Below are 12,701 nucleotides of genomic sequence, written 5' to 3' on the forward strand. Positions count from 1 at the left end.
ATGTCGGTCAATCTAGGTGCCGAACCTTTGTTACAACAAAGCAATAACTCGCGCCCTGTTGTTTGGAGCATAGCTGCTTCAGACAGTGGCGGTGGTGCAGGTATTCAAGCTGATAATTTGACCATTCACGATTTGGGTGGTCATAGTTGTAATATTGTGACCGGCACAACTGCGCAAAACTCTACAGTAGTAGCAGGTGTAGAGGCAACATCTGAGTGCATGTTATTGGCTCAACTCAATTGTTTAGCCAATGACATGCCACCCCAAGCCATAAAAATTGGGGTACTGATGAATGTATCTCAAGTTCGCACTATTAGAGTTTGGTTGCAAAACGAGTTAGGTAAACTAGAAGCTCAGCTAGGTAGGAAAATTCCTGTGATTTGGGATCCTGTCATGCTAGCAACAGCTGGCCAGGCACTAACTGAATCTAATCTAAGCCCCTCGCTTAAGGATTATCTAAAACTTGCAAAACAGGTTAGTTTGATCACGCCAAATTATCAGGAATTGGATTTCCTAACACAGGAAAACGCTAACCAAGATGAACAAGGTTCTTGGCAACAAAAAATTGAGCTATTAAAAAACAGCACCAATACCAACGTGTTATTCACGGGCGGAGAACAAGCTGACAAAATTGCAACTGACTGGTTAGCAGCTACCAAATTAGAGCACACATCCTTGCACCACCAGCAGCAATTAATTGGTTTTTGCACAAACAAAATAGTCACCGCCAATAATCACGGTACTGGCTGTACATTGTCTTCGGCAATCGCGAGCGCTATGGCCTTAGGCCATCCAATGTTAGATGCTATTTGTATTGCTAAAGCTTATGTGACTCAAGGGTTAGTCAAAGGTTATCAAATAGGTCAAGGGCCGGGTGTGTTAGCCCGTGATGGCTGGCCAAATAAATTAGAATACTTTCCTAAAATTGAAATGCCTCGCTACCCTAAGTTAGCTCTGCAACACAAGGTAAGTTTTGCCAAAGTCAAAACACCTTTGCAGATTTATCCCGTGACCCAGTCTTTGAAGGTACTTGAACAAGTTCTTAAAGCGGGTGCATTAACAGTTCAGTTAAGAATAAAACAGCCTAAAGACATTTCTCTTCTTGAAGAAGATATCCAGCAAGCAATAGGTTTAGGCCGCAAATATCAAGCCCAAGTGTTTATTAACGATCACTGGCAGTTAGCCATTAAACATGGAGCCTTTGGTGTGCATTTAGGTCAAGAAGATGTGTTAGAAGTAGATCTAGAACAAATATCCCTGGCTGGGTTAGCCCTTGGATTATCCTCCCATGGCTACTTTGAAATGTTACTTATTCAGCAACTTTCTCCTAGTTATCTGGCTATAGGGCATATTTTTCCAACTCCCACTAAATCCATGCCATCACAACCTCAAGGACTACAAAAACTTGCCCGCTACTGCCAATTACTCAAAGGCAAAATTCCTTTAGTGGCCATAGGTGGTATTGAGCAACAAAATTTAGCCCAGATTGCCCAAACAAATGTGGACGATGTGGCTGTGGTGCGAGCCGTTGAACAAGCTGAAAACCCAGGCTTGAGTTGGAAAAACTTACAACATCAGTGGGAGGCTTGTTCTTGAAACCTGCATTAACCAATAAACAATTAGAGCAATATTACCGACAAGTTTTGCTGCCACAAGTAGAAGAGTCTGGTCAACACAAGTTGCTACAACAACATGTACTGATTATTGGTGTTGGCGGCTTAGGGACACATGTTGCGCAGCAGCTATCTGCTGCTGGTATTGGTCATTTACATTTAATGGATGACGACAAAGTAGAAACCTCAAACCTGCCTAGGCAAATACTATTTGGTAACTATGACATAGGAAAGTCCAAGGTAGAATGTGCTAAAACAGCCTTAAACAGGCACAACCACCAAACTAAAGTTAGCACTTACATACAGAGATTTACGGCTAAAACCATAAACAGTGTTATCAACAACAGCTCTTTATTGAGTGACCTTATCTCCGCTAAACAACTGATTGTTTTAGATTGCTCAGACAATATGGCCACACGTCAAGCTGTTAATCGTTGGTGTGTGCAGAGCGCACTGCCACTTATTAGTGCTGCGGTTACCGCTTTTAGAGGTCAATTACTTTTAGTGGATAACCAAACCAATCCAGAAGCGGGTTGTTACCATTGTGTTTTCACGACTCAAGAACAAGCGACTAACTGTGCTGAAATGGGCGTACTCGGGCCCACAGTGGCTACGGTTGCTAGCATGCAAGCTTTGATGACCATCAAACACATATTGCAATTATCCCGAAAGGATAATCAGTTACATATTTTTGATGCGATGGATTTAACTTGGCGTAAATTAACTCGCCAACAAGATCCCCAATGTCCAGTTTGCCAGGTTCATCTAAATAGCCCACCAGCCCAACCAGAGACTCACATATGATCACTATATCTTTCAATAAAGACACCTTAGATATTGCGGCTAATAGCAGCCTACAGCAGGCGTTAAATAGTTATGCCGAGCAAAAACCAGAAATACAACTAGCCAACATTGCTTTGGTAGTTAATCAGAGAATTATGCCTAAAAGTCAGTGGCCTAATTATCTTTGCCAGAACCAAGACCAAATCGAAATTTTTAGCCCAGTAGCAGGAGGGTAAGTAATGTTAACCATAGCCAAGCATACATTTAATTCACGCTTATTCAGTGGCACGGGTAAATTCTCTAACACTCAAACTATGCTCGAAGCACTGAAAGCCTCTGGATCGGAACTTGTCACCTTAGCCATCAAACGAATTGATCAACGCCAAGGTACAGATAATCTGATGGTTCCCCTTACAAAAATGGGTGTTAAGTTGTTACCTAACACCTCTGGCGCTCGTAATGCCAAAGAAGCCATATTTGCCGCCCAACTAGCCCAAGAAATGTTTGGCACTAATTGGATAAAACTAGAAATCCATCCCGATCCTAAATATTTAATGCCAGACCCGATCGAAACACTGAGTGCGGCTGACGCTTTAGCTAAACAAGGGTTTGTGGTTTTACCTTATGTACATGCTGATCCAGTATTGTGTCATCGCTTAGAAGAAGTGGGTTGTAGCGCGGTAATGCCATTAGCCAGCCCAATTGGCAGTAATCAGGGGTTATTAACCCGAGAGTTTTTACAAATTATTATTGAACAAGCCAAGGTTCCTGTAGTGATAGATGCGGGAATTGGTTGCCCGTCCCATGCAACTGCGGCTATGGAGCTGGGTGCAGATGCGGTATTGGTCAACACAGCTATTGCCTCCAGTAATCAGCCCATTTCAATGGCGCGCTGTTTTAAACAGGCGGTACAAACAGGCCGAGAAGCCTACCAAGCTGGTCTAGGCCAAGTCAGCCAACAGGCGCAAAACACCAGTCCATTGACTGGCTTTTTATCAGTCAACTCAATTTAATCCAAGGCTAGGTTATGAATTTTTCAGATGTGTTCAAAAAATTAGATAGAGAGCACCTGCGCCTTTCTTTATATTCATCTACCGCATCAGATGTAGAACAAGCATTGGCTAATCCAAGTGGTAGTTTATCTGCCTTGATGGCTTTGTTATCACCTGCCGCGCAGCCATTTATAGAACAAATGGCACAAGCAGCCATGCAACTTACCCAAAAGCGTTTTGGTCACAATATTAATTTATTCATTCCATTGTACTTATCCAATTTATGCGCCAATGAATGTGATTATTGTGGTTTTACTATGAGCAACAAAATAAAGCGTAAAACCTTAAATAAAATAGAAATAGAAAGTGAAATAGAGATTATAAAAAAACGCGGATTTGATTCTGTTTTATTAGTATCTGGTGAACATGAAACCAAAGTTGGCATCGACTATTTTTCTCGAGTACTACCTCAAGTGAAAAAACACTTCAGCCATTTAGCTATGGAAGTACAACCTTTGGCTACGGCAGAATATCAACAATTGATAGATTTAGGCTTAGATGCAGTTATGCTTTATCAAGAAACCTATCAAACTAACACTTATGCAAAACACCATACCCGTGGTAATAAAAAAGACTTCGAGTATCGCCTCAATAGCCCAGACAGATTAGGTCAAGCTGGGGTGGATAAGATGGGGTTAGGAGTATTGCTTGGGTTAGATGATTGGCGATTGGATGCATTAATGATGGGCCACCACCTAGAATACTTGCAAAACAAATATTGGCGCAGTAAATACAGCATATCTTTACCTAGGTTACGCCCTTGTACAGGTGGTATTCAACCTAAATCCCCCATAACAGATGCAGGCTTAGTCCAGGTAATTTGTGCCTTTAGGCTGTTTAGCGAACAATTAGAAATTAGCCTATCAACCCGCGAGTCAATTGAGCTGCGTAATAATTTAATTCCTCTTGGTATCACCCACATGAGCGCAGGTAGTTCAACTCAACCCGGTGGGTATAGTGCTGCTACAAAAGAATTAGATCAATTTGAAATTAGTGATGAACGTTCAGTAGAAGAAGTCTCAGCCATGATCCATCACAAAGGTTATCAAGCAGTATTTAAAGACTGGGAAAGTGGCTGGTGCTAGTGGCTAAGGGCTAAAGGCTAAAGGCTTTAAATACAGCTCACACCAACCACTCTAATAATACTTGTTTTTTTATTCACCTGATTTATTCACCAAGTAAGTTATCAAATAACTGCTGATGACGAATAATTTGTTTTTCTTTACGAAGGCGTCGGGTCATCACAATGGCATCTAACTCTGCTAAAGCGGCTGCAAAATCATCATTCACCACAATATAATCAAACTCATGGTAGTGGGATATTTCAGATACAGCTTTGGCCATACGTTGCTCAATCACCTCAGCAGAATCTTGGCCACGTTTAGTCAATCTAGCTTGTAATTCTTGTTTTGAGGGTGGCGCGACAAATACGGTAGCTGTATCCGGAATCTGCGCTTTAACTTGGCGAGCTCCTTGCCAATCAATATCTAAAAATACATCAATACCTTGACGTAAGGTTTGCTCAATCACAATTTTTGAGGTGCCGTAATAATTACCAAATACTTCGGCCCATTCAAAAAATGCATCTTGCTCAATTAAAGATTCAAATTCAGCTCTGTCCACAAAATGGTAATGTACACCATCCACTTCACCTGGTCTTGGAGCACGAGTGGTGTGGGATACAGAAACCTGCATCACATTATTGTGGGCATTTGTGCACTGGTGTTTTTCTAACAAAGCTTTAATCAAACTAGATTTACCTGCCCCTGAAGGTGCAGTAAGAATAAAAAGATTTCCGAGAGTCTGTGGCATATTTATATATTAGTCATTAATTATGGTGTCGCGATTAACTAGCAATGTTAGCATATTGCTAGCAACAGAATACATAACGAGCAAGATATTATGAACGATAGCCAATACCATCAAATGACAGATGATTTATTAATTAGCATTGAAGAAATGTTAGACGAGTGTGAAGTAGATATAGATTATGAATCTGCGGGCAGTATACTTACCATGACATTTGAAAATGGCAGTAAAATAATTATTAATAAACAACCGCCACTTCATCAATTATGGGTAGCCACTAAATTTAATGGTCATCATTTTAATTTTCAAAATGACTTATGGATCGACGAACGTACAGACGTTGAATTTTGGTCATTCTTAGATGAAGCATGCAGCAAACAAGCTGAACAAACTGTTTCACTAAGAAAGTAAGCACCTACCAACTATAACGGATAAGAAGAGATTATCACAATGAGCGCACAAGATTTACCTTATGTTGAAGTAAACCCAACTACCACAGCCAAGGCCACAGTCATTTGGTTACATGGTTTAGGTGACTCTGGTAATGGATTTGCGCCTATTGTACCTGAACTCAAAATGCCGGAAGAGTTAGCCGTACGCTTTATTTTCCCTCATGCGCCAGTGCGTCCTGTCACTATTAATAACGGCATGGAAATGCGCGCTTGGTACGATATAAAAAGCATGGACTTTTCAAGCCGAGCCGACAGAACAGGCGTAAACGAATCCGCTGATTTAGTTGAAGCTTTAATCGAAAAAGAAATTGCCCAAGGTATTCCAGCTGACAAAATCATCCTAGCTGGATTCTCCCAAGGTGGGGTAATCGCATTGCATCTTGGTACTCGTTACCCACATAAACTAGCTGGCATTATGTCTTTATCGAGTTATATGTGTGAGCCAGAAACTCTAACCGCAGAAGCCCACTCTGCCAATAAAGATACCTCGATTTTTGTCGCCCATGGCCAACATGATGATGTGGTACCTATGTTTATGGGTAATGCTGCATTTAAAACCTTAGAAAGCAACGGCTACCCAGCCAGTTGGAGAGAATACCCAATGCAGCACAATGTATGTGTGCCAGAGCTCAACGACATCTCAACTTGGTTACAAACCCAACTTAGCTAATTTAATTTTAAGAGTTAAACAAATTATTTCATCACGCCTTGACATGAAACCAAATGGTATTATATTTATAAAACCTTTTGGTTTCATTTTAACGGTAAACATTTAGGTAAAAATAATATGATGGATTATCAACCTGTATTTCGTTCATTAGCAGATCCTACTCGGCGAGCCATTTTATGTATGCTCAAAGAGCAAGATCTGTGTATTGGCGATATAGCGGATCATTTTCAAATGACTCGTCCGGCAGTAGCTAAACATCTAAAAATTCTAAATGAGGCTGACTTAGTCATTATTGAAACCCAAGGTAGAGAGCGGATCAATCGGCTCAATTTAACCCAACTTATGTCGGCAATGGATTGGTTCAATTATTTTGATCAATTCTGGGATAAGCAACTCAATCACTTAAAACAAGTGGTGGAAGATAAGGTTCTTGAGGATAAGGAGCAATAAGATGCAAATAGTTAAAACCATTTTTTTAAAAGCGCCACCAGAACACGTATGGAAGTTTTTAACCGATCCAGATTTACTTGCCACTTGGTTTCATCGAGGTGGTGGGATCATGCAGCAAGGCGGAGAGTACTCTTTACTCACCAACAGCTTAGGTAAAGAAGGCGATAAAATGTGTTGGGGTACCATATCTGAACTGGATGCGCCCAATCGGTTGGTTCATACTTTCACCCATAATTATTTGCAGGGAGTGGAAACCACTGTCACCTGGACACTTACCGCCCAAGATGGTGGCACAGTGCTCAAACTAGTACACCATGGCTGGGACAATATGGCTGAAGGTAGCTTTAACATGGCAGCTGACCATGATGTGGGTTGGGACGAACACTTCGCTCGTTTACGTAAAGTGGTTTCATAAAGTGATTTCGTAAAACAAAACAAGATTGATTCGTGAAAATGGTGGCTCAGTCTGATGCCACCTTTTTTTAAAAAAAACGCAGGTATACCAAGAATCATAAAATGAATTTTAGTGCTGTGATAAAAATGTGATGAAATTAAATTAGGCTATATTCGGTTTATTAAATTAACTAAGCATTCCCCCAAGGAAATTAATCATGTTTAAATTTTTACGAGCTAGCTGCTTAATACTTATAACTTTTATCACCCTACCCGCTTTTGCATTAGACGACGCGGTCAATACCGGACGTTTTAATAACACTGCCATTGATGGCTATGACACAGTTGCCTACTTCACCGAATCCAAACCAGTCAAAGGCGATAAAAAGTTTGAATTTACTTGGCGAGATGCAAACTGGCGTTTTGCCAGCCAGAAAAATTTAGAATTATTTAAAGCTGCCCCCGAAAAATATGCACCTCAGTATGGCGGTTGGTGTGCTTATGCTATGTCTGATGAAGGCAGAACAGTACGTATAGACGAAGATGCTTGGCATATTCATGACAAAAAGTTGTATTTGAATTACAGCAAAAGTGTACAAAATGCATGGCTAGAAGATAAGTTATCTAACATAGCTGAAGCTGATGGTTTTTACCCAAAGACCACAAATGTAAACAAGTACAAATAGTTCTCGAGCAAACAAATGTCTGACTACACCATTCAACAAGCGGGGTTAGATGACGCTCCAATACTCAGTGATTTGGCCTTAAAATCAAAAGCCCACTGGGGTTATAACCAAATTTTTTTGGATAATTGCAAAGCAGAATTAACTTACACCGCAGAGCAGCTAAATTCTAAGCAGTGGTGTTTTAAAGTAGTTAAAAATCTAGAACAAGAAGTAGTTGGGTTTTACGCAATACACTATGTGTCTAATCAGCAAGCTGAATTAAATGCCCTATTTATTGAACCCAAGTTTATTGGCCAGGGTATAGGGAAGATATTGCTTAGCGACGTAATTCAACAAACCAAAAAACTACAACTATCAGAGCTCATAATTCATAGCGATCCATACGCTGAAGACTTTTATCTCAGCCAAGGGGCAATTAAAATTGGGGAGACTGAATCGGGCAGTATCCCTGATCGATTTTTACCTTTGTTGTGCATCAAGCTTTAACCCCACACTCTAAAATTTTCTGGTAAGATCTACTCATAAAATATCCATTTTTTATGACGGAACCTAAATGTCAGCAAGAACCATACGTATTGCCACCCGAAAAAGTGCATTAGCACTGTGGCAGGCAGAATATGTTAAAGCAGCACTACTCAGCGCCCATGCAAATATCAATGTAGAACTAGTGCCAATGAGCACCCAAGGCGACAAAATTCTTGATACACCTTTAGCTAAAATTGGTGGTAAAGGCTTGTTTATAAAAGAGTTAGAAGTGGCCATGACCGAAGGTCGTGCAGATATCGCCGTACATTCTATGAAAGACGTGCCTGTAGAATTTCCAGAAGGGTTTGGTTTGCACGCTATTTGTGAACGAGAAAACCCTTTTGATGCTTTTGTGTCGAATACCTATGCCGATTTAGATACATTGCCACAAAATGCAGTGGTAGGGACTTCTAGTCTTAGACGTCAATGCCAGTTACGTAAGTTACGCCCTGATTTAGTCATTAAGGATTTACGAGGCAATGTTAACACTCGCTTAGCAAAATTAGACGCAGGTGAATATGACGCTATCGTTTTAGCCGCAGCCGGACTTATCCGTTTAGGTATGCAAGAACGTATTCAATTTCAAATCCCAGCAGATCAATCTTTGCCAGCTGTAGGTCAAGGTGCGGTAGGCATTGAATGCCGTAACGACGACCAAGAATTAATTGATTTACTGGCGCCACTTAATCATCAAGAAACCTCAATTCGTGTGCGTGCAGAAAGAGCCATGAATGCCAAACTAAATGGTGGCTGCCAAGTGCCTATCGGCAGTTTTGCGGTTATCGATCAAGAGTCGAGTAAAATCAGCTTAAAAGGTCTAGTTGGCTCAACCGATGGCAAAACCTTGTTGCATGCAAGCCAAACCGGCACAGTAGACCAAGCAGAACTAATTGGTGAGCAAGTAGCCCAAATGTTACTCGACCAAGGTGCCGGTGAAATTTTAGCTGCTCTGCACGCTGAATAAACTAAGTAAGGTTGTTTCCTTGAGTTATTTGTTACTTAGACCACAAGCAAAATGCCAAGCTAGTGCTAAAGCTTTTAATCAAGCAGGTTTAAACACAATTGCTTGTGGCCTAATTGATACCTTAGTTGATGATCAAGCCATAACAAAACTACCTGACAAAATGGCTCAGTTAACCAAGGAGTCAAATATCCTAGTGATAGTCACTAGCACAGTCGCCGCGCAGCAAAGTGTTTTACTTAAACAAAAATGGCCTGCTAACATTCAATTTTTTGCGGTAGGCGCTAGCACAGCACAGATCCTAAAATCAGCTGCAATCAATGTAATTGTACCCCAAGAGCCTAGAACCGAAGGGCTACTTGCTTTACCAGAACTGAATAATGTCACCAATAAAACGGTCATTATTATGAAAGGATATGGCGGTAGAGAGTTACTTGTAGAGAGCTTAAAGGCCCGTGGCGCTCAAGTTCAAGAATGGGAAGTATACAAAAGGCAAAGAGTGACTCAACCTTTATCGACACAAGACTGGCACCCAGAGCAAATTCATTGCATTATTGCTACTAGTGGTGAAGTGATTGAAGCCGCGTTTGACTATTTTGAGCTTGCTTGGTTAATCAAACAAAAATGGATAGTAGTCAGTCAACGCACCGCTCAAATTGCTGCTAAATTAGGTGTAGAACAAATAAAAATTAGTAAAGACGCCAGCGATCAGGCACTTATTCAATGCGTCCAACAACTGTAATTCGCGCAAGACATTCTTCGGAGCTTTAAATGGCAGACAGTCAAGACAAACTAACACCAGCTGATCAAAAAACCTTAGCTGATTTGGAAAAACAATTAGCTGAAGATAAAGCCACGCCCAAGGCTAATAAAAATGCAGCGAGTAACAGCGCAGCGAATAAAAGCCCTGCATCTAATGCTAAATCTAATTCCAGTAACAAGGATATTGGTAGCTCAGCCAATACTTCTTCGCGACCTACTCCATCTAAAGCTTCACCATCAGCTAAAACCGGCATCTTGTGGTTTTTCACTCTAATCAACTTATTGCTGTTAGTAGGCGTTGTTGGAGCTGGCTATTGGGGTTGGATGCAATGGCAAACTCAATCAGCACAACAAAACCAATTATTAACCACGCAAAATACCAGGGTACAAAATCAACAATCACAAGTGGCTCAATCATTATCCACTGCCCGCGACATTGAAAATCAACTAACCCAACAAAACCAAGCACTACAGGCAAGCGTTGAAAGTTTAGTTAGGCAATTACAAATAACTAGCGAGCAAGTAAGTACCAACCAACAAAATTTGGCAGATGTGACAGGACGACGACCATCCGACTGGTTATTGGCAGAAGCTGATTATTTGGTGCGTATGGCCGGTAGAAAGTTATGGTTAGAAAATGACGTAAGAACCTCTGGCATGATGCTCGAGTCAGCAGATTCCCGCTTAGCAGATTTAAATGATCCTAGTTTAATTCCCATTCGAGAAAAACTCGCCAGCGATATACAAAAATTACAATTAGTCAATCAAGTATCAATAGACTCAGTTGCCTTATCAGTGGGCGCACTGCTAAACCAAATTGATAGTTTACCGCTAGCTTATTTTAAAAAGCCTGAGACAGAGAGCTCAACTACTGCGACTGAGCAAGAAGACAATTGGCGTACGAACTTAGCCCGTAATTGGCAACAAGTTACTCAAGACTTTTTTAGTGTTAAACGCAAAACCACTGAAATCAAGCCGTTTATGTCTGACAAAGAACAATGGTTAGCTAAAGAACAACTTAAGTTTGCCTTGTTGCAAGCTCAAGTAGCGGTATTAAAAGAAAACAGTGAGTTGTTCCAACAGTCTTTAAACACCTCAGTGCAATTAACTAATCAATTTTTTGATTTAGGTCAAAATCTAGTGACGCAGTTTTTAGCGAGTTTAACCGAGTTGCAAGCAACAGATATTGAACGTATTTACCCCGAACAGTTTAGCTCAGCTCCAGCATTACAAGATTTGATTGAGCGCAGATTGGATAACCGTTTTGTTACTTCTATTGCTGAGAAAATAGACGCCACTGACGTTAGCGAGGCAGCAGTGCCAGCCGAGGCGACCAAACCTTCGGTGGCTACAGAGTCAGGCGAGGCTATTCAACCATGATTAGAATTTGTATCGTATTTGTTTTATTACTCATCGCCCTAATGCTTGGCGCTATGGTGTTTGACGACAGAGGTTATGTATTTGTCGAATTCAGCGGTTGGGTAGTAGAAATGAATGTATTTTCATTGGCTATTTCCATGATCTTTATTTTTGTGGGCTTTTTAATCCTGAACTGGTTTATTAAGAATGCACTTAAAGCCGCCTCTGGCTCGCGCAATTGGCTAGGCAATTGGGGTTACCGAAAAAAACAAAAAGCCTTCAGACAAGGGTTAATTGCTTTAGCCGAGACTAATTATTTAGAAGCTAAAACTCAATTTAGCAAAGTTGAAAATGAAGACTTTGATGGTATTAACTTATTAGCTGCGGCTGACGCTGAAATAAACCTAGGCCAACCTCAACAAGCACAGGCTTATTGGCGCATGGCCACGACTTACGAAAAGTCAGCTCTGGCTGCCAATATCAGCTTAATAAAATTTGCTCTCGAGCAAAATAAGAATCAAGAAGCCTTAGACTTAATCGAAGCCTTAACTCAAAAGCAACAAGAGCAAACTCCTGTCATCAAACTTTGGGCCAAAGCCTTAAGTCAGGCTGGGCATTGGCAAACTTTAAAAACTAAATTAAAAGCTTGGAAAAAAGCGTTAGGCCCAGCATATCAAGATTTAATGCAACAGGCATCAAAAGGCAGCTTTGCTGAAATTGCCAGCAAACAAGGCGCGGCAGAACTGAAACAAAATTGGCAGACTTTACCAAGAGCAACACGCAAAGATCCCGCTCAACAAGCAGCCTATATTCAACAATTAATTGACCAAGGTATGCACTCAGATGCAGAGCAAGTACTTATTGAGTCTCAAAGATCTGGACCGAATGCTTTGCTAGTTCCTTTATTTAAACAAATCCGTTTACCTAACCCAGCTAACTCTATTCGTAAATTAGAAAGTTGGATCAAACAAGATGATTTAAATGTAGATTTGTTATCAGCACTCGCTCATATTGCCTTTCATTCAAACGACAAAGTGTTAGCTGAAAAAGCCTTAAACAAAGCAATAAAACTGGCCAACCGCAAACAAGATTTGCAACTTATGGCTGAAATTAAGGAATCTCAACACGATGACAGTCACGCCTTACAGTTTTATAAACAGAGTTTTTCTCAACAGGATAAGTAATC

16 protein-coding genes are annotated in these 12,701 nt (G+C 40.8%); 15 read left to right on the forward strand and 1 reads right to left on the reverse strand.

The features are described from left to right. From L0668_RS13600 to thiH, 5 genes are read left to right on the forward strand one after another with little or no spacing between them, the layout of a single operon-like run. On the forward strand, positions 1-1,596 hold the full coding sequence (locus L0668_RS13600) for a bifunctional hydroxymethylpyrimidine kinase/phosphomethylpyrimidine kinase (protein ID WP_235313248.1): 1,596 nt from the start codon (positions 1-3) through the stop codon (positions 1,594-1,596). Beyond that, the gene (locus tag L0668_RS13605) at positions 1,593-2,417 is read left to right on the forward strand and encodes a HesA/MoeB/ThiF family protein (protein WP_235313249.1); all 825 of its coding nucleotides are present in this window, start codon (positions 1,593-1,595) and stop codon (positions 2,415-2,417) included. The genes L0668_RS13600 and L0668_RS13605 overlap by 4 nt, the downstream gene beginning before the upstream one ends. Further along, the gene (gene thiS, locus L0668_RS13610) at positions 2,414-2,632 is read left to right on the forward strand and encodes a sulfur carrier protein ThiS (RefSeq protein WP_235313250.1); all 219 of its coding nucleotides are present in this window, start codon (positions 2,414-2,416) and stop codon (positions 2,630-2,632) included. The genes L0668_RS13605 and thiS overlap by 4 nt, the downstream gene beginning before the upstream one ends. 3 nt (positions 2,633-2,635) lie before the next feature. Then, positions 2,636-3,409 (forward strand): thiazole synthase, encoded by a 774-nt coding sequence (locus L0668_RS13615; protein WP_235313251.1) that lies wholly within the window; start codon positions 2,636-2,638, stop codon positions 3,407-3,409. A 14-nt stretch (positions 3,410-3,423) separates the two neighbouring features. Beyond that, positions 3,424-4,533, forward strand: coding sequence for a 2-iminoacetate synthase ThiH (gene thiH / locus L0668_RS13620; protein WP_235313252.1), 1,110 nt, complete (start codon positions 3,424-3,426; stop codon positions 4,531-4,533). 82 nt (positions 4,534-4,615) lie between these two features. Here the strand turns inward: thiH and gmk are convergent, their stop codons facing one another. Further along, a complete protein-coding gene (gmk, locus tag L0668_RS13625) occupies positions 4,616-5,260 on the reverse strand; it encodes a guanylate kinase (RefSeq protein ID WP_235313253.1) in 645 nt (214 codons plus the stop codon). Positions 5,261-5,350: 90 nt separating this feature from the next. On the opposite strand from gmk, the gene cyaY reads away from it, so the two are divergent. From cyaY to L0668_RS13675, 10 genes are all read left to right on the forward strand, one after another. Further along, positions 5,351-5,668 carry an iron donor protein CyaY gene (gene cyaY / locus L0668_RS13630; protein ID WP_235313254.1) on the forward strand — a complete coding sequence of 106 codons (318 nt, stop codon included), beginning with the start codon at positions 5,351-5,353 and terminating at the stop codon, positions 5,666-5,668. Between the two features lie 39 nt (positions 5,669-5,707). Then, complete coding sequence (locus L0668_RS13635) at positions 5,708-6,379, forward strand: alpha/beta hydrolase (RefSeq protein WP_235313256.1); 672 nt, start codon at positions 5,708-5,710, stop codon at positions 6,377-6,379. A gap of 117 nt (positions 6,380-6,496) precedes the next feature. Beyond that, complete coding sequence (locus L0668_RS13640; protein WP_235313258.1) at positions 6,497-6,829, forward strand: metalloregulator ArsR/SmtB family transcription factor; 333 nt, start codon at positions 6,497-6,499, stop codon at positions 6,827-6,829. Position 6,830: 1 nt separating this feature from the next. After that, positions 6,831-7,244 (forward strand): SRPBCC family protein, encoded by a 414-nt coding sequence (locus L0668_RS13645; RefSeq protein WP_235313259.1) that lies wholly within the window; start codon positions 6,831-6,833, stop codon positions 7,242-7,244. Between the two features lie 196 nt (positions 7,245-7,440). After that, on the forward strand, positions 7,441-7,908 hold the full coding sequence (locus tag L0668_RS13650; RefSeq protein WP_235313260.1) for a YHS domain-containing (seleno)protein: 468 nt from the start codon (positions 7,441-7,443) through the stop codon (positions 7,906-7,908). A gap of 15 nt (positions 7,909-7,923) precedes the next feature. Beyond that, on the forward strand, positions 7,924-8,394 hold the full coding sequence (locus L0668_RS13655; RefSeq protein ID WP_235313261.1) for a GNAT family N-acetyltransferase: 471 nt from the start codon (positions 7,924-7,926) through the stop codon (positions 8,392-8,394). A 67-nt stretch (positions 8,395-8,461) separates the two neighbouring features. Further along, positions 8,462-9,397 carry a hydroxymethylbilane synthase gene (gene hemC / locus L0668_RS13660; protein WP_235313262.1) on the forward strand — a complete coding sequence of 312 codons (936 nt, stop codon included), beginning with the start codon at positions 8,462-8,464 and terminating at the stop codon, positions 9,395-9,397. Positions 9,398-9,416: 19 nt separating this feature from the next. Then, positions 9,417-10,136 (forward strand): uroporphyrinogen-III synthase, encoded by a 720-nt coding sequence (locus L0668_RS13665; RefSeq protein ID WP_235313263.1) that lies wholly within the window; start codon positions 9,417-9,419, stop codon positions 10,134-10,136. Between the two features lie 29 nt (positions 10,137-10,165). Next, entirely contained in the window at positions 10,166-11,536 is a 1,371-nt protein-coding gene (locus L0668_RS13670) for a uroporphyrinogen-III C-methyltransferase (RefSeq protein ID WP_235313264.1), read from the forward strand. Continuing rightward, the gene (locus L0668_RS13675; protein ID WP_235313265.1) at positions 11,533-12,699 is read left to right on the forward strand and encodes a heme biosynthesis HemY N-terminal domain-containing protein; all 1,167 of its coding nucleotides are present in this window, start codon (positions 11,533-11,535) and stop codon (positions 12,697-12,699) included. Before L0668_RS13670 ends, L0668_RS13675 begins: the two co-directional genes overlap by 4 nt. Positions 12,700-12,701: the final 2 nt, after the last annotated feature.

This window comes from Paraglaciecola algarum (genome assembly GCF_021532655.1).
Taxonomy (GTDB): domain Bacteria; phylum Pseudomonadota; class Gammaproteobacteria; order Enterobacterales; family Alteromonadaceae; genus Paraglaciecola; species Paraglaciecola algarum.